18 protein-coding genes are annotated in these 22520 nt (G+C 45.8%); 15 read left to right on the plus strand and 3 right to left on the minus strand.

The features are described from left to right. Positions 1 to 4 precede the first annotated feature (4 nt). The 6 genes from hisS to VEJY3_RS02880 all read left to right on the plus strand — a co-directional run bounded on the left by hisS (position 5) and on the right by VEJY3_RS02880 (position 6333). Positions 5 to 1273, plus strand: coding sequence for a histidine--tRNA ligase (gene hisS / locus VEJY3_RS02855; protein ID WP_014230941.1), 1269 nt, complete (start codon positions 5 to 7; stop codon positions 1271 to 1273). A 124-nt stretch (positions 1274 to 1397) separates the two neighbouring features. Then, positions 1398 to 2012 carry a YfgM family protein gene (locus VEJY3_RS02860; RefSeq protein WP_014230942.1) on the plus strand — a complete coding sequence of 205 codons (615 nt, stop codon included), beginning with the start codon at positions 1398 to 1400 and terminating at the stop codon, positions 2010 to 2012. Positions 2013 to 2024: 12 nt separating this feature from the next. Further along, complete coding sequence (bamB, locus tag VEJY3_RS02865) at positions 2025 to 3185, plus strand: outer membrane protein assembly factor BamB (protein WP_014230943.1); 1161 nt, start codon at positions 2025 to 2027, stop codon at positions 3183 to 3185. 184 nt (positions 3186 to 3369) lie between these two features. Further along, positions 3370 to 4866, plus strand: coding sequence for a ribosome biogenesis GTPase Der (der, locus tag VEJY3_RS02870; RefSeq protein WP_014230944.1), 1497 nt, complete (start codon positions 3370 to 3372; stop codon positions 4864 to 4866). A 66-nt stretch (positions 4867 to 4932) separates the two neighbouring features. Then, entirely contained in the window at positions 4933 to 5814 is an 882-nt protein-coding gene (locus tag VEJY3_RS02875; protein ID WP_014230945.1) for a metal-dependent hydrolase, read from the plus strand. Positions 5815 to 6108: 294 nt separating this feature from the next. Further along, positions 6109 to 6333, plus strand: a complete 225-nt coding sequence (locus VEJY3_RS02880) for a zinc ribbon domain-containing protein (RefSeq protein WP_014230946.1) — start codon at positions 6109 to 6111, stop codon at positions 6331 to 6333. 12 nt (positions 6334 to 6345) lie between these two features. Here VEJY3_RS02880 and xseA read toward each other — a convergent pair whose 3' ends face one another. After that, positions 6346 to 7677 carry an exodeoxyribonuclease VII large subunit gene (xseA, locus tag VEJY3_RS02885; protein WP_014230947.1) on the minus strand — a complete coding sequence of 444 codons (1332 nt, stop codon included), beginning with the start codon at positions 7675 to 7677 and terminating at the stop codon, positions 6346 to 6348. 233 nt (positions 7678 to 7910) lie between these two features. Here xseA and guaB point away from each other — a divergent pair, with 233 nt between their 5' ends. The 7 genes from guaB to VEJY3_RS02920 all read left to right on the plus strand — a co-directional run bounded on the left by guaB (position 7911) and on the right by VEJY3_RS02920 (position 16792). Next, positions 7911 to 9377 (plus strand): IMP dehydrogenase, encoded by a 1467-nt coding sequence (gene guaB / locus VEJY3_RS02890; protein ID WP_014230948.1) that lies wholly within the window; start codon positions 7911 to 7913, stop codon positions 9375 to 9377. Between the two features lie 98 nt (positions 9378 to 9475). Next, entirely contained in the window at positions 9476 to 11029 is a 1554-nt protein-coding gene (gene guaA, locus VEJY3_RS02895) for a glutamine-hydrolyzing GMP synthase (RefSeq protein ID WP_014230949.1), read from the plus strand. Between the two features lie 170 nt (positions 11030 to 11199). Then, positions 11200 to 11793 carry a GPR1/FUN34/YaaH family transporter gene (locus VEJY3_RS02900; RefSeq protein ID WP_014230950.1) on the plus strand — a complete coding sequence of 198 codons (594 nt, stop codon included), beginning with the start codon at positions 11200 to 11202 and terminating at the stop codon, positions 11791 to 11793. A 172-nt stretch (positions 11794 to 11965) separates the two neighbouring features. After that, complete coding sequence (locus tag VEJY3_RS02905) at positions 11966 to 12946, plus strand: HAD family phosphatase (RefSeq protein ID WP_014230951.1); 981 nt, start codon at positions 11966 to 11968, stop codon at positions 12944 to 12946. A gap of 341 nt (positions 12947 to 13287) precedes the next feature. Beyond that, entirely contained in the window at positions 13288 to 14601 is a 1314-nt protein-coding gene (locus VEJY3_RS02910; protein ID WP_014230952.1) for an MFS transporter, read from the plus strand. A gap of 42 nt (positions 14602 to 14643) precedes the next feature. Continuing rightward, positions 14644 to 15840, plus strand: coding sequence for a M20 aminoacylase family protein (locus tag VEJY3_RS02915; RefSeq protein WP_014230953.1), 1197 nt, complete (start codon positions 14644 to 14646; stop codon positions 15838 to 15840). Between the two features lie 46 nt (positions 15841 to 15886). Then, positions 15887 to 16792, plus strand: coding sequence for a LysR family transcriptional regulator (locus VEJY3_RS02920; RefSeq protein ID WP_014230954.1), 906 nt, complete (start codon positions 15887 to 15889; stop codon positions 16790 to 16792). 86 nt (positions 16793 to 16878) lie between these two features. On the opposite strand, the gene VEJY3_RS02925 is transcribed toward VEJY3_RS02920, so the two are convergent. Continuing rightward, positions 16879 to 18432, minus strand: a complete 1554-nt coding sequence (locus VEJY3_RS02925; protein ID WP_014230955.1) for a sodium:alanine symporter family protein — start codon at positions 18430 to 18432, stop codon at positions 16879 to 16881. A gap of 293 nt (positions 18433 to 18725) precedes the next feature. Then, positions 18726 to 19982 carry a D-amino acid dehydrogenase gene (locus VEJY3_RS02930; protein ID WP_014230956.1) on the minus strand — a complete coding sequence of 419 codons (1257 nt, stop codon included), beginning with the start codon at positions 19980 to 19982 and terminating at the stop codon, positions 18726 to 18728. 108 nt (positions 19983 to 20090) lie between these two features. Here VEJY3_RS02930 and VEJY3_RS02935 point away from each other — a divergent pair, with 108 nt between their 5' ends. Together VEJY3_RS02935 and VEJY3_RS02940 are read left to right on the plus strand one after the other, a co-directional pair. Next, positions 20091 to 21008 carry a LysR substrate-binding domain-containing protein gene (locus VEJY3_RS02935; RefSeq protein WP_014230957.1) on the plus strand — a complete coding sequence of 306 codons (918 nt, stop codon included), beginning with the start codon at positions 20091 to 20093 and terminating at the stop codon, positions 21006 to 21008. Between the two features lie 134 nt (positions 21009 to 21142). Further along, positions 21143 to 22411, plus strand: coding sequence for an O-acetylhomoserine aminocarboxypropyltransferase/cysteine synthase family protein (locus VEJY3_RS02940; protein WP_014230958.1), 1269 nt, complete (start codon positions 21143 to 21145; stop codon positions 22409 to 22411). Positions 22412 to 22520 lie beyond the last annotated feature (109 nt).

Below are 22520 nucleotides of genomic sequence, written 5' to 3' on the forward strand. Positions count from 1 at the left end.
TATTGTGGCAAAAACAATTCAAGCAATTCGAGGCATGAACGACTGCCTCCCAACTCAATCACCGCTGTGGCAAAAGCTAGAAAACACAGTGAAAAATGTAATTAGCGCGTACGGTTACAACGAAATGCGCATGCCAATCGTTGAGATGACCCATCTATTCAGCCGCGCTGTTGGCGAAGAGACAGACGTGGTTTCGAAAGAGATGTACACGTTCGAAGATCGCAATGGCGATAGCCTGACGCTTCGTCCGGAAGGTACTGCAGGTTGTGTACGTGCTGGGATCGAAAACGGTCTACTGTACAACCAAGAACAACGCGTTTGGTACATGGGCCCGATGTTCCGTCACGAGCGTCCTCAGAAAGGCCGTTACCGTCAGTTCCACCAGTGTGGCGTGGAAGTATTTGGCCTGAATGGTCCTGATGTAGATGCTGAACTTATTATGATGACCGCTCGTCTGTGGCGTGAACTTAGCATCGACAAGCACGTTCGTCTTGAGCTGAACTCTATTGGTTCGCCTGAAGCTCGTGCAAACTACAATGAAGCTTTAGTGGCGTTTCTGGAACAACATATCGATGTACTGGATGACGATTGCAAACGTCGTATGCACACTAACCCTCTTCGTGTTCTTGATTCTAAAAACCCTGATGTTCAGGCTATTTTAGGTGACGCTCCTCGTCTTTCTGAGCACTTAGACGAAGAATCTAAGCAACATTTTGCAGGTCTGTGTGAACTTCTTGATGCTGCAGGCATCGAATACACTGTTAACGAACGTCTTGTTCGTGGTCTGGACTACTACAACCGTACTGTTTTCGAGTGGATCACTGAAAGCTTAGGTGCACAAGGTACAGTATGTGGTGGTGGTCGTTATGACGGTCTGGTTGAACAGCTAGGTGGTAAAGCAACGCCAGCAGTTGGTTTTGCTATGGGCCTTGAGCGCCTAGTGCTTATGCTGGAAACACTAGAGTTGACGGAAGTACGTCGTAGCGTTGACGTATACGTTGTGACCGCGGGCGAAGGTACCATGATGGCAGGGATGAAACTTGCCGAGCAGCTTCGTGAAGAAGTACCTGGCGTACGTGTGATGAATCACTTTGGTGGCGGTAACTTCAAGAAACAGTTTAAACGCGCAGATAAAGTTGGTGCTGTAGTAGCATTGGTTCTGGGTGAGAATGAAGTTGCGGATAACACCGTAGTATTGAAAGACTTGGCTGGTGGTGAGCAACACACTTACAACCAAGCAGAAGTTGCTGAAAAGATCGCAGCACTGATTTAAGTCTTTTAGTAAGCTAGTAATTTTATCCTGGTTCGTTATTTGAGGCTCCCACATGTGGAGCCTTTAAACGAGATGGGAACAATGGCAGCTTTGCTGCCATTTACATGTTTTAAGAGGACAGGAAGTGGAACTTTACGATACTGAAGAACAACAAGTTGAAGCCATTAAAGACTGGTGGAAAGAGAACGGTAAAGCCGTCATCATCGGTGCTGTTGTTGGTTTAGGTGGTCTATTTGGTTGGCGTTACTACCAGGATTCAGTGATTCAGGCGAGTGAAGCAGCTTCACAGAGCTACACAACAGCGATTAGTGCATTGCAAGAAAAAGGTGTTGATGCACAGGCTGAAGTTCAGGCATTCATCGATTCAAGCGAAGTAAAAGAATATTCAGTATTGGCCGCTCTGCAACTCGCGAAATCACAAGTTGAAGCACAGGATCTTTCTGCTGCGCTTGAGCAACTAAAGTGGGCACAAAGCAGCACTAAAGATGCAGCATTGTCACCACTTATCAGTTACCGCATTGCTCGTATTGAAGCGGAACTGGGTAACTTTGATGCAGCAACGTCTGAACTAAACAAAGTAACCGATGCCGCATGGAATGGTCGTATTGCGGAGCTTCGTGGTGATATCGCGCTTCGTCAAGGTGACGAAGATGCCGCTTATGCCGCTTATACTGAAGCGCAGCAAGCGACAGATGCAAGCCCGACACTGCAAATGAAATTGGACGATCTGGCGAAATAAGGACCGCATTGGATGAAAAGAGTCTTTAAAAAAGCCTTGTTAGGGGCGTTAACGATGGGCATCCTCGCAGGTTGTGCTAGTGAAGAAGATACCATTGTTATGGCGCCGCTACCTCAAGTCGATAGTGAGTTTACGACTCATACAGAATGGAGCACGTCGGTGGGTGATGGCGTTGGTCATTACTTCTCTAAACTGTCTCCAGTTTATGCCAACGGTACTTTATTTGTTGCAAGTCGTGACGGTGTTGTCAAAGCGCTGGATCCAGAAAACGGCAAGCCGCTTTGGGAAGTTGATCTAGAAGAGAGCGTTGTTGCTCGTCTATCTGGAGGTATAACAGCCGCTTACGGAAGCCTATACATAGGTTCTGACAACGGTGATGTTATTGCACTTTCCCAAGAGACTGGTGAAGTGAACTGGCGTGTTAAGGTCGGCGGAGAAGTACTCGCAAAACCGGTTGCTGACTCTGGTTTGATCATCATTAATACCAGCCGAGGCACACTTGTTGCTCTTAACGAAAGCACTGGTGAGCAACGCTGGGCATTGAGCACTGAAGTTCCTAACCTGACTCTACGTGGTGACAGTACACCTGTGGCGATTGGTGGTGGTGTTTTCTGGGGCACGGCAAATGGCCGATTGGCAGCAGCGATTGTGGAACGTGGTCAGCTTATTTGGCAACAACCAATCGGTACGCCAAAAGGTGCAACGGAAATCGATCGTTTGGTTGACGTTGACGCTTCACCAATCGTACTTGGCGGCACTCTTTTCACCATCGGTTTTAATGGCCAGCTAGTTGCGGTTGACTTACGCTCTGCAAACCCGATTTGGAAGCGTAATTACTCATCGGCGAATGACATGGCAACGGATGGTAGCCGTCTGTTTGTCATTACTGAAAAAGATCATGTTGTCGCCGTTGATGCGCGAAGTGGCACTGAGTTGTGGGAAAACAGCTTGCTAGAGCACCGTCAACTGACGGCGCCGGTTGTGATAGGTAACTATCTGGTTGTTGGTGACACATTGGGTTACCTGCACTGGATGGATCGCTCAACTGGTGAATTCGTAGCACAGCAATATATTGATGACAGTGGTTTTGCTGTTGGTCCAACGTTGCTGTCTGATGGTTATGTCCTTACTACTCGCAACGGCGATGTAAAGAAACTAACCATTAACGAATAATATCGTGATATAATTCACATTCGGCTCCTGGCTGGTGACAGTTAGGAGCCGTTTTGTTGTTTGAAATTATTGTTTATTTATTAAAAGTTATTCCTGACGTGGTTATAGGTAAAACCTGGTTTGATTTGGCATTGGGCAAGTCGTTACCTATAACTACAGAAGAAAGATTATTGTAGAGGTTGTTATGGTACCTGTTGTGGCCCTAGTCGGGCGTCCGAATGTAGGTAAATCTACACTATTTAACCGATTGACACGCACTCGTGACGCTTTGGTTGCGGACTTTCCTGGCCTGACGCGAGACCGTAAATATGGCCAAGCTAAACTTGGTGAAGAGCACGAATTTATCGTCATTGATACCGGTGGTATTGATGGTACGGAAGAAGGCGTTGAAACAAAGATGGCCGAGCAGTCTTTAGCGGCTATTGATGAAGCAGACGTTGTGCTATTCCTAGTTGACGGTCGTGCTGGTCTTACGCCTTCTGATGAAGCGATTGCGGCGCACCTGCGTAAAATTGAAAAGCCAGCCATGCTGGTAGTAAACAAAATTGACGGTATTGATGCCGATGCTGCTTGTGCCGATTTCTGGCAGTTGGGTGTCGACGACATGTACCAGATCGCTGCTGCTCATGGCCGTGGTGTGACTGCTCTTCTTGAGCGTGCTCTTGCGCCGTTCTTTGATGACTTGCTGGGCAGCGAGTCAGAAGAAGGCGAGATTGAAGATCTGACTGAATTTGAAGATGCGGAAATCCTCGAAGAAGAGTACAGCGAAGAAGAAGCGGAACAAGAGTTTCAACGTTTGCAAGATCAGCCAATCAAGCTTGCAATCATTGGCCGTCCAAACGTTGGTAAATCAACGTTGACCAACCGTATTTTGGGTGAAGAGCGTGTTGTTGTTTACGACATGCCAGGTACTACACGTGACTCTATCTACATTCCAATGGAACGTGATGGTCGCGAATACGTACTTATTGATACAGCGGGCGTACGTCGTCGTGGTCGTATCAATGAAACGGTTGAGAAATTCTCAGTAGTTAAAACGTTGAAAGCTGTAGAAGATGCCAACGTGGTTCTGCTGGTTATCGACGCGCGTGAAAACATTTCGGATCAAGACTTGAGCCTGCTTGGTTTTGCTCTGAACGCGGGTCGTTCTATCGTACTTGCTGTAAACAAGTGGGATGGTCTGGATAACGATGTGAAAGAGAACGTGAAGAAAGAGCTAGACCGTCGTCTGGGCTTTGTAGACTTCGCTCGTATTCACTTCATCTCAGCGTTGCACGGTACTGGTGTTGGTCACTTGTTTGAGTCAATTCAAGAAGCCTATAAATCGGCAACGACACGTGTCGGTACTTCAGTGCTGACTCGTATCATGAAAATGGCCGTTGATGATCACCAACCACCTATGATTCGCGGTCGCCGTATTAAATTGAAATACGCGCACGCTGGTGGTTATAACCCACCAATCGTGGTCATTCACGGTAATATGGTTCGTGAGTTACCAGATTCGTACAAGCGCTATCTGATGAACTATTTCCGCAAGTCTTTAGAAATCATGGGTACACCAATCCGTATTAACTTCCAGAACAGTGAGAACCCATTTGAGAACCGTACCAACAAACTTACGCTTTCTCAGGAACGTAAGCGCAAGCGTATGATGTCTGCGGTTAAAAACCGTAATAAATAATCGAGTTCAAAAATACCCAAGTTTTGCTTGGGTATTTTTTTATCTTCAAAATACAGAACAACAACTATGACGATTACTGCGACTAAAATTCGCTTCTGTCATCAGACATGGCAGCTAGAATCCCCAATTCAACTCATCGAGCATAACGATGATGTAAGCTATCTGGTGACTGAGACCACTCCTTTTCATCCCGTAAGCCACATTTGGCCCGATCACCCCGCTGATAAAGGCTCGATTGAGATAGACGGAACGCTATTCACGGTTCTCGACTGTCAGGTTGGTGCGGTAGAGCAAGCCACAAACACACTGTATGTTGGAACTGCAATTCCTGTAAAACGAGATACAGCAGGCTGGACGTTTGTTGTCGTGCATGTGCTACCGAGAGTCGAGTCACTTGAGCCAGATATGATGATTGCTTTGCAAGTGGATAAACCCTATCAGCTTTCTCTGAGTCGTGGTCACAGTGCCGGACATCTTGCTTACTTAGCATTAAATAAAGTACTGGCCGATGGTTATTGGCGTAAAGACGCCGACCGTAAAGACCCTCATGGTTATTATGATTTTAACAGCTATGCTCAGGAGACAAGCTTCGTTACGCCGGACAAGTGCGTGGATACGTATCGTTTAGGTAAAACACTCCGAAAAAGAGGGCTAAACAGCGCAGATATGCTGTCGGACCTCAGTGACATAGAACATAAGGTCAATGCTCAGTTGTCAGAATGGCTTCAGCGTAAAGAGACGATCATTATAGAGTGTCATGGTGATAATCTTACCGATTCTCGCTATTGGAAGTGCGATCTGGGAGAAGGGGAAATCGCTGTGATCCCTTGTGGTGGAACGCATGCCGGACACTTAAATGAGTTTGCCTCAATACAAGTAACCTTAATAGAATGTGACCCACAAACTATTGAAATGCACACCGAAGTAAAAGCGTTTTCAGACAATTAGATCTTTTTATTAAATTCTGCCTACTTTATCTTTTTACCTTATGTTTGGGGTTTTTATCTGATTTAAATTGAAATGCAGAATATGTAACTTATGCTTTCGGTGTGTGGTTATATAAATATTCTTTTAGGGGGTGATCGCTGATCAAGTGGGTAATATCCGACGATCAGAATAAGATCTTTATATGCCCGAACGAATGACGCATCAATCCGAGATCTCAAAAGCAGTGACGGCGATCATTGTTTAGTGTGGCAAATTTTGAATAATGAGATTAAGAAATGAGTAAGGTAAAGGCGTATGCAGCAGAATATTTGTCCGACTTGTGACGTTGAATTAGAGTGGACGGGTCAGTATCACTGTAACCAGTGTGAGTCCGATTTCAAAAAGGTAGGGTTTTGTCCCGATTGTGACGCTGAACTGGAAAAGCTTCAGGCTTGTGGGGCGGCGAATTACTTCTGTAATACTTGTAATGAACTCAAATCAAAATCTCGAGTTCGATTTGAGTTTCAAAAGATTGACTAACCCTAAACTGGGTTAGTTGACGGTCGAGCGAATCTCGCCATTTGCTAAACGGGTGACCAGACGGTCGCCCGTTTTCACATCTTCAGCTTGTGTAATCACCTTGCCTTGCTCTGTTTGCGTGATGGAATAGCCACGTTTGAGGGTTGCAAGTGGGCTCACTGCCTCCAGCTTTTCTGCAGCCATTGCCAATTGATGGCGCACAGTCAGTAATTTGCGATCCATGGCATCCAACAGCTTTTGCTCTACACGGTCTAGTCTCGATTTCTGCTGAGCTAAGTGTCTGACAGGAGAGTTCAATTGCAGACGATGGTGTTTACGCTCAATCGCTTGCTGACGAGTATCGATGAAGCGTTGCATTGCTCTGCGCAGTCGTACATCCAGTTCATCTAATTGCTGCGATTGACGCTGCAACTGATAGCTGGGATGTTGACGCTCTAAACCGTGGAGAAGTTGCGCTGCTTGCTGCTTTTGTTCCGCCAAATAGTAACGCATTGCGCTCGCTAATTTATGTTGACGAGTGACGAGGGCTTGATCTTTATGACTATTATCGCGGCTCACCAGCTCCGCAGCTGCCGAAGGCGTTGGTGCTCGAACGTCGGCAACAAAGTCAGCAATCGTTACATCGACTTCGTGGCCTACGGCACTAATGATTGGGATTTGGCTGGCCGAGATCGTACGTGCAAGGATCTCGTTGTTAAAGCACCATAAATCTTCTAATGAACCACCACCACGGCCAACAATAAGCACGTCACATTCATTACGGCTGTTTGCACGACCGATTGCTTGTGCGATTTGAATAGCGGCATCTTCTCCCTGAACCATGGCCGGATAAATTACAACGGGAAGAGAAGGGTCACGGCGTTTTAACACATCGAGGATATCGTAAAGTGCCGCACCGGTTTTAGAGGTGATTACGCCCACGCGTTTTGGGTGCTCTGGCAAAATCTGTTTGTTCGTTTGGGCAAACAGACCTTCTGCTGCCAGTTTCATCTTGAGTTCTTCAAACTCTTGCTGCAGACGGCCATCGCCTTCTGGCTGCATACTTTCGATGATAAGTTGGTAGTCGCCACGAGGCTCATACAGAGACAGGCGTGCTTTTACTAATACTTGGTTACCGTTTGCAGGCTTGAAAGTCACACGACGATTGTTGCCACGAAACATGGCGCATTTAACTTGAGCGCGAGAGTCTTTTAGCGTGAGGTACCAATGACCAGAGACAGGGGCTGAGAAGTTTGAAATCTCTCCGACAAGCCAGACGATCCCCATTTCATTTTCCAACAGGAGGCGGACTTCTGCATTAAGACGAGAAACGGTGAAAATGTTTTGATTGGTCTGGGAGAGCACAGCTAATCTCGTAGACGTGAGTATGGAAATTAGCGGCAATATAATACATAGCAAGGGGGTAATTGCAAGAAAAAAATTAAAAAACTTGTAGTCAATCGATTGTCTTGAACGTATAATCCCTCCGCAATATCTAATCCAAATGTAACTCGTTGACCAAAACGGTTACCCTCATTATGCGAAACGATGAGACTTTGGATTGTTTTTTTTACTCCTCTAATTGTGAGATATTGCAAATGCTAAGAATTGCCAAAGAAGCGCTGACATTCGACGACGTACTGCTAGTGCCAGCACACTCCACCGTTCTCCCAAACACAGCTGATCTTCGCACTCAGCTAACGAAAAATATTGCTCTGAATATTCCAATGATTTCTGCGTCTATGGATACCGTGACGGAAGCTCGTCTCGCTATTGCACTTGCGCAGGAAGGTGGCATTGGCTTTATCCACAAAAACATGTCTATTGAGCAGCAGGCAGCTGAAGTTCGTAAAGTTAAAAAATTCGAATCAGGTGTTGTTACGGACCCTGTGACAGTAAACCCTGAGGCAACCATCGCTGACGTAGTCGCACTGACTGAAAAACACGGTTTTGCTGGCTTCCCTGTTGTCACTGAGCACAATGAACTTGTTGGTATCATCACTGGCCGTGACGTTCGCTTTGTTACTGACCTTTCTAAGAAAGTATCTTCTGTTATGACGCCAAAAGAAAAATTGGCGGCTGTAGAAGAAGGTGCGACTCGTGAAGAAGTGCAGGAAAAAATGCACGAAGCACGTGTAGAGAAAGTACTGGTTGTAAATGATGATTTCAAACTGACTGGTATGATCACAGCGAAAGACTTCCACAAAGCAGAGCGTAAACCAAACGCATGTAAAGATGGACGTGGTCGTCTACGTGTTGGTGCAGCAGTTGGTGCTGGTGCAGGTAACGAAGAACGTGTTGCTGCACTAGTTGAAGCTGGCGTTGACGTACTGCTAATCGACTCTTCTCACGGTCACTCTGAAGGCGTTCTACAACGTATTCGTGATACTCGTGCTGCTTACCCAGATCTAGATATCATCGGCGGTAACGTTGCAACAGGTGCTGGCGCGAAAGCTCTTATCGAAGCTGGCGTAAGCGCTGTAAAAGTTGGTATCGGCCCTGGTTCTATCTGTACGACTCGTATCGTAACTGGTGTTGGTGTTCCTCAAATTACAGCAATCGCAGATGCGGCTGAAGTAGCGAATGAATACGGTGTTCCTGTTATCGCAGATGGCGGTATCCGTTTCTCAGGTGACATCTGTAAAGCAATCGTAGCTGGCGCATCATGTGTGATGGTTGGTTCTATGTTTGCAGGTACAGAAGAAGCACCGGGCGAAGTGATTCTTTACAACGGCCGTTCTTACAAAGCTTACCGCGGCATGGGTTCTTTGGGCGCAATGTCTCAAGGTTCTTCTGACCGTTACTTCCAGTCTGACAACGCTGCAGACAAGCTTGTACCTGAAGGTATCGAAGGTCGTATCGCATACAAAGGTCGTCTGAAAGAGATCGTACACCAGCAAATGGGTGGTCTACGTTCAAGCATGGGTCTAACGGGTTCTGCAACTATCGAAGATATGCGTACTAAAGCTGAATTTGTACGTATCTCTGGTGCAGGTATGCAAGAGTCTCATGTACATGACGTTCAGATTACTAAGGAAGCGCCAAACTACCGCCTAGGTAACTAATTGCCTAGAGTAAACGTTTGCTTTTTCCTTGAAGCATTAAGAAGAGGCGAGTACACTCGCCTCGGTTTTAATCACTTAGCCTAAAAAGACTGCTCAAAATGACTAAAAATATCCATGACCAACGTATTCTGATCTTGGACTTCGGTTCTCAGTACACTCAATTAGTTGCTCGTCGCGTACGTGAAATCGGCGTTTACTGTGAACTATGGAGCTGGGACGTAGAAGAAGCGGATATTCGCGAATTCAACCCAGATGGCATCATCCTATCTGGCGGTCCTGAAAGTGTTACGGAAGAGAACTCTCCGCGCGCTCCTCAATATGTATTTGACTCAGGTGTTCCTGTACTTGGTGTATGTTACGGCATGCAGACCATGGCAGAGCAGCTAGGTGGTAAAGTTGCAGGCTCAAACGAGCGTGAGTTTGGCTACGCACAAGTTAAAGTTTCTGGCGAATCTGCACTATTCAAAGATCTCGAAGCAACTCAAGACGTATGGATGAGCCACGGTGACAAAGTAGTAGAAATCCCAGCAGACTTCGTAAAAGTAGGTGAGACAGATACATGTCCTTACGCTGCGATGGCGAATGAAGAGAAGAAATACTACGGCGTTCAGTTCCACCCAGAAGTAACGCACACAAAACAAGGCCTACAAATTCTAGAGAACTTTGTTCTTGGTGTATGTGGTTGTGAGCGTCTTTGGACTTCTGAATCTATCATCGAAGACGCAGTCGCTCGCATTAAAGAGCAAGTAGGTGACGACGAAGTTATCCTGGGTCTGTCTGGTGGTGTGGATTCATCGGTTGTTGCTATGTTGGTTCACCGCGCGATTGGCGACAAGCTAACGTGTGTATTCGTTGACAACGGTCTGCTTCGTCTAAACGAAGGTCAGCAAGTAATGGATATGTTTGGCGACAAGTTCGGTTTAAACATCATCAAAGTTGACGCTGAAGATCGTTTCCTTGACGCGCTAAAAGGCAAGTCTGACCCAGAAGATAAGCGTAAGACAATCGGTCACGTATTCGTAGACGTATTCGATGAAGAGTCTAAGAAACTGGCTAACGCAAAATGGCTAGCGCAGGGTACTATCTACCCAGACGTAATCGAATCAGCAGCTTCTAAAACTGGTAAAGCGCACGTGATTAAATCACACCACAACGTGGGCGGCCTACCTGAAGATATGGAAATGGGTCTTGTTGAGCCTCTACGTGAGCTATTTAAAGATGAAGTTCGTAAGATTGGCCTTGAGTTAGGTCTTCCTTACAACATGCTTTACCGCCACCCATTCCCGGGTCCTGGTCTAGGTGTTCGTGTTCTTGGCGAGATCAAGAAAGAGTACTGTGATTTGCTACGTCGCGCTGACGCTATCTTTATTGAAGAGCTTCATGCAGCAGACCTATACAACAAAGTGTCTCAAGCGTTCACGGTATTCCTACCTGTACGTTCAGTTGGCGTAATGGGCGATGGCCGTAAGTACGATTGGGTTGTATCTCTACGTGCAGTAGAAACCATCGACTTTATGACAGCGCATTGGGCGCACCTACCATACGACTTCCTAGGTAAGGTTTCTAACCGTATTATCAATGAAGTTGATGGCATTTCACGTGTTGTTTACGACATTTCTGGTAAGCCACCAGCGACAATCGAGTGGGAATAATCCCCAACGATTTTGTTTGATAGAACCAGCCTTCGGGCTGGTTTTTTTGTACTTAACCTGTCTAGGTATTTATGCAATCTAAGTTTCCAGTAACGGCTTTTCTCTTTTGTGACTGCCTCCATTAAAATTTGCGCGCATTTTTTATCAACTTTTTTTAAAGGTATTTGTACATGTCGACAAAACTGGCTAACCCAGCACCGCTAGGTCTAATGGGTTTCGGTATGACCACGATTCTGCTAAACATTCATAATGCAGGATTTTTCCCACTGGACTCAATGATTCTAGCGATGGGCATCTTTTATGGTGGCCTTAGTCAAGTTATCGTTGGCATCATGTGCTTTAAGCGCGGTGACACGTTCGGTACAACTGCATTTACATCTTACGGCCTATTCTGGCTGACTCTAGTAGGTCTGATTGTTATGCCTCACATGGGACTACCAGCAAGCCCAGCGAGCTTCATGGGTTGGTACCTAGCGCTATGGGGTATCTTTACTGGCTTTATGTTCATTGGCTCTCTTTGCTACCCAACAGCAAAACAGGTTGTGTTTGGTTCTCTGACTATTCTGTTCTTCTTGCTTGCCGCGCGCGATTTCACTGGTAGCGAGCTGATCGGTACAATTGCTGGCTTTGAAGGTATTTTCTGTGGTGCTAGTGCGGTTTACTTCGCAATGGCTCAAGTACTAAACAATGAGTTTGGTCGTGAAGTTCTACCTGTTGGCAAAGCTAAAATCGCTCGTAAAGTTGAAGCGGTTGCAATGGCTTAAACGCTACATTTTGCAGATTTCAAAAGCGGACCTCAGGTCCGCTTTTTTATTGTCTGAACTTAACTGCACAAAGTGGGAATTATCTGATTTATATATTGTTGTGACATTACGCGAGCTTTTTCTCAAAGAATAATTCATTATTTACGTATCCATATACAACGAGTTACATTCTATGAAAAAGCATTTGTCAGTTATTCTCACATTCGCCTTTGCGGTGATCTCATCTCCACTCTTAGCTCAGAGTAGCGATCCATTACCTTCTTGGAATGAAGGTTCGACAAAACAAGCTATCATCCAATTTGTTAGCGAAGTTACCGACTCAGATTCCGCTAATTTTGTTGCTCCAGCGGATCGCATTGCTACGTTTGATAACGATGGAACGCTATGGTCCGAAAAGCCGATGTACTTCCAGATACTGTTTGCTCTGGACCAAATTAAAGCACAAGCTGCGGACCATCCAGAGTGGAAAACCACTAAGCCTTACTCCCTCGTATTGAACGACCAGTTGGATAAATTGACGGCAGACGATCTCATACAATTAGTGCTACAAACTCATACAGGTGTAATCAGTGATGAATTTACCGCTGTGGTTAAAAACTGGATCAATACGGCAAAACACCCAGTAACAGGCGCGCCATACACCGACATGGTTTTCCAGCCGATGTTAGAGCTTTTAGATTTCTTGGAAGATAATGGATTCAAAAACTTTATCGTTTCCGGCGGAGGAAATGCTTTTATGCGCGCTTGGGCTTCCGATGTCTATAACATTCCGTCGGAGCGAATTATTGGGACCCAACTTGCAACTGAGTTTGTGAATGTGGACGGAAGCTATCAAGTTAAGCGAATGCCGGGCGTTGTGGTGAATAATGACAAAGTAGAAAAACCACTGCAGATTTATCAACACATCGGTAAGCGTCCAATTGCTTCATTTGGCAACTCGGATGGTGACCTGCAAATGCTGCAGTGGACCACCTCTGGTCCGGGACCGCGTCTTGCAATGTATGTTCACCATACTGATGAGAAACGAGAGTGGAAGTACGATCGTGAGTCCAGCGTAGGCAAACTCGATAAGGGTCTCGACGAAGCAAAAGAGAAAGGCTGGTTAGTTGCGGATATGAAAAATGATTGGGTACAAATATATCCGTCGAAATAGCTTGTGCTATCTCTGTATAAGAAAGGGGTTATCCATAGGGTAACCCCTTTCTTTTTTTTATCAGTATGAGTTTTAGTTAATCTACTGCGCTTTAGTTTTTATTTTGTGTTTTTGTTTATTTTGCTGTTTTTATTTTGCTTACACAGATTTTTCTTCTGTTGCTCTATTGGGGTTGCACCGTTCAAGAGCGCGTGATCACTGAGCGATCATTTAGAAGAGTATTTGTTTTTTTATATTTGGTTATGAGGATAACTTTTGGTTTGTGGTGAGGCTTCTTGTCTTGGCTATTATCTAGACAGTCAATGTCGAATGAGTCGCCATTAGTACAAGGAAGGGAAACCATGAGTAGCACACTATCAAGTTCACTAGAACCAGAATTGACCACCGTGGCTGGTCAAGCCGATAAGTCTTCTTCAGAACCTCGTAAAGCGATCTTTGCCATCTCACTTGGCAATGGATTAGAGATGTATGACTTTACGGTATACAGCTTTTTTGCCGTTATTATTGGCGAGTTATTTTTTAACGTCGGTGGTGCAGCGGCCGGGTTATTGTTATCACTGGCTACGTTTGGTGTTGGGTTTGTTATGCGTCCACTCGGTGCGGTACTGATTGGTAACTATGCGGATAAACATGGACGTAAAGCCGCTCTGACCCTCACGATTGCTTTAATGACGATCGGTACTGGCATGATTGCACTGACGCCTACCTATGAAAGTATCGGTATAGCCGCAACCATTATTTTGGTGGTTGGACGTCTGTTACAGGGCTTGTCTGCTGGTGGTGAAATTGGCGCTGCCTCTGCGGCATTGATGGAGTCAAACAACTACAAGCGTCGTTGTTACATGGTGAGTTGGCAGCTTGCAAGCCAAGGTGCAGCTGCGCTGTTTGGTGCACTCGTTGCTTTCGCGGTAAATGGTCTGCTCACACCCGAAGACGTGCATAGCTGGGGCTGGCGTATTCCATTTATCCTTGGTTTATTGATCGGTCCTGTAGGTTGGTACATCCGTCGTCATCTAAAAGAGTCACATCAGGCAGATTCCCACGCGAAAGATACTCCATTTAAAACCGTTCTGCGTAAACAAGGCCGCACGATTTTAACTGGCATGTTAATGATTTGGGGTGGTACTGCATGTATGTATATTGAAGTGTTCTACATGCCAACTTACCTGATTAAAGAGTTGGGCTACGCGCCGACGACGGCTTTTGCGGTCGCGGTGATGGCGGGTTTTATGTTGATGATGTTGATGCCTTTATTTGGCAAATGGGCGGATCGTTTGCAAAGTCGTAAAACCTTACCGCTGGTTGGTATGTTCGGTGCTTTTGTCTGCATTTATCCTGCGTTCGCGTTGCTTGGTGGTGAAGCCTCTCTACCTAAAGCATTACTGATCATCGGTGGTTTAATCACGTTATTTGCTCTGGCTAATGCATCGTTACTGGTGCTGATTATGGAAGCCTTTACTCAGCAGTACCGCGCGAGTGGCATCTCAATGATTTATGGCTTTGGCGTGACCGTTTTTGGTGGCTTCACTCCACTGTTAGTCGCTACTTTGATCGAGTTTAGCGGCAATAAAATGGCCCCTGCGTTTTATCTGATGACTGCGATTGTGGTGAGCTCTCTGGCCATGTGGCGTTTCCCTGCGAAAGCGCCTCAATAATCCTCTCCGCTAAAAGAACCGAATAAATAAAAGGAATTGATGATGACATTACCTGAATTATCGCTACTCAAAAACGCCGATTTTGTTGCCAGTTGTGAGCCATTTATTCAGACTCGCCATGCCATTCATGCCCATCCAGAGCTGGGAGCAGAAGTGCCGAACACGGCTAGCTTAGTGGCTGAACTGTTAACAGAGTGGGGCTATGAAACTCATACTGGTATTGGAGGATATGGTGTGGTCGGTGTGCTAAAGCAGGGCACTTCGCAACGCTGTATTGGTATCCGTGCAGATATGGATGCTCTGCCTATTCAGGAAGAAACAGGGTTACCTTACGCCAGTAAGATAGATGGACACATGCACGCTTGTGGTCATGATGGTCATACCGCAATCTTGCTGGCAGCTGCCCATTACATCGCGAAGCATGTCTCTTTTGACGGCACAATTAACCTCATCTTCCAGCCTGATGAAGAAGGGTTATCGGGAGCAAAAGCGATGATTGACGATGGTTTGTTTGATCGCTTCCCTTGTGATGCGGTCTTCGCTTTGCACAATATGCCGGGCAATGAGGTCGGGCAGGCAACCGTACGCAGTGGAGCATCGTTAGCATCGTCAGATAAGGTGACTATTCGTCTCACAGGGAAGGGGGGTCATGCAGCAATGCCTCATCTATCAAATGATGTCACCATTGCCATTGGTCATATCATTCTTGGGCTGCAAAGTATTGTGTCGCGCAATATAAACCCAGCTGACCAAAGTATTATCAGTATTGGTCAGATTGAGGCAGGAAAAACAGCGAATGTGATTCCAAATGATGCGTTAATGAAGCTTTCAGTACGTAATTTTAGTGAAGCGAATCAGGATTTGATTGAGCAGCGAATTCGTGAGGTAGTGGCTGGACAGTGTCAGGCGTTTGGTATCCAGGGAGAAGTTGAATACCTGCGTCAGGTGCCGTCAGTGTTCAATTCATCAGAGGAAACTCTGCGAGCTCGCAAAGTGGTCAAGGCTGTGCTTGGTGAAGACAATGTTGCTGGCGATGAAGCACCAGTTGTTCCGGGCAGTGAAGATTTTGCCTGGATGCTGAAAGAGCGTCCGGGATGTTATTTCTTCCTCGCTAATGGGGTAGGCGACTGGCATGGCTGTTCTGTACACAATCCTGGCTATGATTTTAATGATCAGCTAGTTACGATTGGTGCGGCTTGCTGGGTTGAGCTGGTGAGTGAATACCTGAGCACCGAATAAGTGGTGTAGAATGGCTTTGATTAAGGACAATGAGGGTATATAACAGATGAAGTTACATCAAGTTAGAGCATTTCTGGCTGTGAGTCAGGCAGGGAGCCTGAAAGCAGCAGCAGAACAACTGCATCTGACGCAGCCCGCCCTAAGCAAAGCCATTAAAGAACTGGAACAGCAATATGGTGTCGCTCTATTCGAGCGTTCTGCTGGAGGGTTAACTCTCACGCCATATGGTGAGCGCTTGATGGGATACGCACGTTTAATGAACGAAACCGCCCGACGCGCCAAGCAAGAGATTGACACCATGCGAGGGGTTCCCAACGGCAGCGTGACTATAGGAGTGACACCCGTTGCTTCACTACTTAAATCATTGGCTTCCAGTCTGAACACGTTCATGCAGCGTTATCCGGAAGTTTCTCTGCGTATCGTAGAGTTGCGTCCTGCTCCTCTACTGACACAGTTGCGTCAGGGAGAAGTGGATTTTGCTATCACATCGCAAATACCGGTGATTGATAGTGCGCTGGAGTGGCAAGCGGTTTGTCGTATCCCTAATGTCGTGGTGACCCGTAAGTCCCATCCGCTGTGTAATACTCGGTCGTTGAGGACATTACATCAGAGTGATTGGCTGACGCTGGACTCTCCCGATGATCCGAGTACCTATTTTTACCAGTTGTTTTCCGTTAATGGCCTACCATTGCCATCGCGTATTCGTGAATGTACTTCGATGACGTTAGCCCGTTCACTGATTCAAAACGCCGATTTTGCCGCCCTGTTTTCTACGGAATCGCTTGATTTGGATTACATCAAAAATGAATTTGCGGTAGTGCCACTGCTGGACAATATCCCAGATAGCGTCATTTCAGTCGTACGTCCGAAGAGGGATATTATGACGCAGAGCGCGACAGCACTGTTTGATGGCATTTTGCAGGATATGCGAGATATCTACCCCGACTTCTAGTCTGCCGGTTTCTGATGAAGAAAATAAAAGGGCCAGCGAATTGCTGGCCCTTGTTGTTGTGTAATGCTGTATTTATTTTTGTAAATTTATAGAGACGTTTCTTCTGCTGTTTTTTGTGTTGCTTCAACAGCGGCAGTGTGAGCAGATTTACCTGTCTTACGTTTGTATTTCTCTTCCCAGTAATCAGCACCTTTGATACCAAGTGCTACTGGGTTGAACGTGTATTCAGTCACGCCTTCTTTCTGTTGTCTTTCGTAATCGGTCAGCGCTTTAAGTGCTGGCTTAGACATGAAGAAGATAATCAGAATACCGACGATGTTTAACCATGCCATCAAGCCTACGCCTACGTCACCCATCGCCCATGCCAGGTTTGCGGTTTTCACTGTTCCGTAGAATACCGCTGACAGAAGGATTAGCTTCAGAACAAACATTAGACCATCCACTTTAAACGTGCGGCGAATGTAAGCGATGTTTGTTTCTGCGATGTAGTAGTACGCCAGAATCGTTGTAAATGCGAAGAAGAACAGAGCAACAGCAATAAATGATTTGCCCACGCCCGGAAGCGCACTTTCAATCGCCATCTGAGTAAATACAGGACCGTTAGCGCCAATATCTGCTGGTAGGTTTTGTACCAGGAAGGCACCTTCCACTGCACCGTGAACGTTGTAAGCACCAGTGATAAGAATCATGAATGCTGTTGCCGAACAAACAAGCAGTGTATCGATGTAGATAGAGAACGACTGAACAAGACCTTGTTGAGCTGGGTGGTCTACGCTTGCTGCTGCCGCTGCATGAGGACCAGTACCTTGACCAGCTTCGTTAGAGTAAACACCACGTTTTACACCCCAACCGATAGCTGCACCGATACCCGCCATTGGTGTGAACGCGTCACCAATGATCATACCGAAGATGCGTGGAACCTCACCGATGTTCAGAAGAATAATAACAAAGGCAGTAACGATGTAAGCCAGTGCCATAAACGGAACAACGATTTGAGTAAAGTTTGCAATACGTTTTACACCACCAAAGATGATGAAAGCAAGAATGACACAGACAACCGTACCAGTTAAAATTTTAGCAAAACTGATGGTACCGATAGCGGTTTCGATCATGTCACCAGTGCCGAATGCTGCTTCTACTGCGTTACCAATGCTGTTCGATTGAACGCCTGGAAGTAGAACACCACACGCAAAGATAGTCGAGATTGCGAAGATCCAAGCGTACCATTTTTGTCCCATTGCTTTTTCAATGTAGTAAGCAGGGCCACCACGGAATTCGCCTTCGTCTTCTTCTTTATAAATTTGAGCTAGTGTTGATTCTGCGTAAGCAGTTGCAGCACCGAAGAACGCAACTACCCACATCCAGAATACGGCACCCGGGCCACCAAAACCGATAGCGGCTGCAACACCGGCAATGTTACCTGTACCTACACGGCCAGATAGCGATACGGCAAGTGCCTGAAATGATGAAATCCCCTTTGTTGAACTCTTTCCTGATAGCAATAAACGCCACATTTCGAAGAAATGACGAACTTGAACGAAACGAGTCATGATTGAATAGAATAAACCAGCACCAAGGCACAAGTAGATAAGTACTGGGCTCCAGATAATTCCATTCAGAAAATCAACTAATGACTGCATGAGTATTTTCCCTGTTAGTTGTGTTTGCGGTTATTTTCCCAACAACACATTACCTTTTTTTGTAACGTAATTGTTAACCTTTTTAGCTTAAAATCCTTGATAGCGTGACGGTGAACACAGAATGATAGACTACCATTCATATCTGGTTACCATTGCTTATTCAATGTATTTCCTAGCTAAGATTCCTTGTTTGACTAAGTATGCAGTATATCTTTATTAAAATTTACTCAAAAATGCAAAAGTTAATTATGCTAACGTAAATGCATATTGTGGTTTAATAGGCTATTTATTAATCAGTCGTAACGGAATAAGTTAAGCTCTGATTGTTCAATAACCTTGGAGTTTTCTTTCGTCATTATGCTTGCTAAAAGCTGGCCTGAACCACATGCCATTGTCCAGCCTAACGTACCATGTCCGGTATTCGTAAACAGGTTCTCGTACGGCGTTGCTCCAATGATTGGCGTGCCATCTGGTGTCATCGGTCTGAAACCTGTCCAGAATTCAGCTTGGCTAAAGTCTCCGCTACGAGGGAATAGATCACGAATGACCATTTCAATCGTGTTCTTTCTTTTCTGTGGGATAGAGCCATCAAAACCAGCAAGTTCTGCAGTGCCTGCAACACGAATTCTGTCGTCAAAACGCGTCATGGCGACTTTGTACGTCTCATCCATTACCGTAGATCGAGGTGCGTATTGCTCGTTTTCGATTGGAACCGTCAGTGAATAACCTTTGACTGGGTAAACCGGAATATTCACATCTAGCTGTTTAAGCAACGCTGTTGAATAGCTTCCTGAAGCCACGACAAATTGGTCCGCTTTGAACAGGCCACGGTTCGTTTGGACACCTGTGATCTTTTTGCCTTCAGTAACCCAATTGCTCACTTCAGTATTGAATTCAAATCTAACACCATGTGCTTTTGCCAGCTCAGTAAGCTGTTGGCAGAACTGGAAGCAGTCACCTGTCTCATCATCTGGAAGGTACAAACCACCCACGATCTTCTCTTGCACTAGAGCAAGCCCAGGCTCTTGTTTAATGCACTGTTCAACGTCCATCAACTGGAAACGTGTGCCGCTTTGCTCAAGTAGTTTGAGGTCTTTTTCAATAGCTTTTAGCTGCTGCTCTGTACGGAATACTTGTAGAGTACCGAACTGGCGACCTTGGTATTCAATTGCATGGTCTTTACGTAGCTGCTCAAGACAAGCGCGGCTGTGATTCGCGATAGAAAGCATACGCGCTTTGTTAACTTGATAACGTGGCAAAGTGCAGTTAGCGACCATTTTTGATGCCCAGCTGATCATGTCCGAGTTTAGCGTTGGCTTTATTTTCAGCGGAGCATGCTCTTCCATTAGCCATTTGATCGCTTTAAGCGGAATACCCGGCGCAGCCCAAGGCGAAGAGTAGCCATAAGAAATTTGCCCAGCGTTGGCAAAGCTGGTTTCCATAGCACTGCTTGCTTGACGGTCAATGACAGTTACTTGGTAACCTGCCTGAGATAAATACCAAGCCGATGTTAAACCGATAACGCCGCTGCCTAATACGATGACTTCCATTTTGCACTCCACACACAATAATTATTTGTCGCTAGTTTCTTTTGCTTACCTTTTGTTAACAATCGATATAAATTACATATAGAGTTTAGAAAAACTATAGGGTTGTGTATGAGAGGTAATCTAGTAAGCGGTTTGTGGTTATTTAGTCAAGTTGCTGAACATAGCAGTTTTACTGGTGCTGCAAAGTCTTTGCACCTGACGACGGGGGCAATTAGTCAACAAATTATTCACTTAGAAGAGACATTAGGTTTTAATCTATTTGAACGCCACTCTCGTGGTATCCGCTTAACGGCAAAGGGAGTTCAGTTGCAACAAGCGGCTCAGTTTCACTTTAATGAACTGGGAAAACTGCTTGATGAGTTGAAAGTCGACAAGCAAAACAATGAAATTAAACTCAAGCTGACGCCGTCGTTTGCCTTCAAATGGCTGGTGCCAAAGCTAGAGAGTTTCCATCTGGAACACCCAGATATCCAAGTGCAGATCTTTGCAGAAGTGGCATTGGTTAACAGCGATTTGAAAGATTACGACGTCGCTATCGATTACGGGTTACACCCTTACCGACATAAAGACGCTGAATTGCTGTTAGACGAACAGTTATTGCCAGTGATGAGCCCTAAATACCTTGAGGATCATGCATGGCTGAAAGCTACGTCAGATAAAAATAATGCTTTAGCTTCAAGTGCTCAGTGGAAAGAGGCGACGTTATTGCATGATGCTCTGCCGTGGGACAAGGCGACCCGTGATTATGAGTGGCTTTATTGGGCTTCGGCAATGGGGCTCGATTTTAAAACCGATGTCGGACACTTTTTTAACCGTACTGACATGGCCATGTCTGCGGCTGAAGCGGGGGTGGGAATCGCAATGGCAAGGATGGCGCTAATCGAAGATGAACTGGACACTCGACGCTTGGTATCGCCTTTTGACCCAATACCTGCCAACGCCGGTTACTATTTGATCACCAATACCAAAAATGACTCGACAGAAAAGTTTCGTCATTGGCTACTACAGCAAGTGGCAACTGGGTAAGTGATTTTCTGCCGCCCATTACCATGACAGTGACAGGGTTAATGATATGCATTGTGACCAATAGCGAGGTTCTTTGAACGAAAAATAGGCATGATGAATACGGCTATTTTTAGAGATAACGCACAAGGAAGAACATGAAAGACGAAACGCTATCGATCCATTTTGGTTATGAAACGGATCCTACCACTAAGTCCGTGGCGACCCCAATTTACCAGACCGTCGCTTATGAATTTGATAACGCTCAGCATGGTGCGGATCTTTTTAATCTGGAAGTACCGGGCAATATTTACACGCGTATTATGAACCCAACCAATGATGTTCTGGAAAAGCGTATGGCCGCCTTGGAAGGTGGTATTGCAGGTTTGGTTGTGAGCGCAGGCAGTGCAGCGATTAACTATGCGATTCTGACCTTGGCACAGGCGGGCGATAACATCGTATCGACTCCGCAACTTTACGGTGGCACTTACACCTTGTTCGCTCACATGTTGCCTAATCAGGGCATCCAAGTGAAGTTTGCCAAAGACGATAAACCGGAAAGTCTGGCTGAACTTATCGATGAAAATACCAAAGCTGTGTACTGCGAAAGTATTGGTAATCCTGCCGGTAACATCATTGATTTAGAGCGTGTTGCCGATCTTGCTCACGCACAGGGTGTGCCTGTGATAGTGGACAACACCGTTGCAACGCCGGTTCTGTGTAAGCCAATCGAATTTGGAGCCGATATTGTGGTGCACTCTCTGACCAAATATGTCGGTGGTCATGGTACGACATTAGGTGGAGTGATTGTCGATTCGGGTAGATTCCCTTGGGCACTGCACAGCAACCGCTTCCCAGTGTTTAATCAACCTGAACCGTCCTATCATGGTGTGGTGTATACCGAAGCATTTGGTGATGCGGCCTTTATTGGTCGAGCGCGAACCGTTCCGTTACGAAATACGGGGTCGGCGCTTTCGCCAATGAATGCGTTTATGTTAATGCAGGGATTAGAAACCTTATCTTTACGTATGGAGCGCCACACCGAAAACGCGCTGAAAGTGGCGGAATATCTCAACCAGCATGAGAAAGTCAGTTGGGTCAGCTACGCAGGTTTGCCAGAATCAGAGCACCATGAATTAGCGCAGAAATATATGAAAGGCAAGCCTTCAGCGATTTTGTCGTTCGGGCTCAAAGACGGTTACGAAGCGGGCGTTCGTTTTTATGATGCACTAAAAATCTTTAAGCGCTTGGTCAATATCGGTGATGCCAAATCACTGGCTTGTCATCCGGCATCTACGACTCACCGCCAATTAAGCGAAGCAGAACAAAAGCAAGCCGGCGTGTCGCCAGAGATGATTCGCCTGTCAGTGGGTATTGAGCATATTGATGATATCTTGGCCGATTTAGAGCAGGCACTAAACGCCTAATATCGTACCTGAACAGAGCTTTTAGTCACCCATAGGCCAGCCTTTAGTAAAGCTGGCCTTTTTTTTATTTTTATTTTTTATTTTCAATGAATTAATGGCTTTTGGTTTT

Source organism: Vibrio sp. EJY3, assembly GCF_000241385.1.
GTDB lineage: Bacteria > Pseudomonadota > Gammaproteobacteria > Enterobacterales > Vibrionaceae > Vibrio > Vibrio natriegens.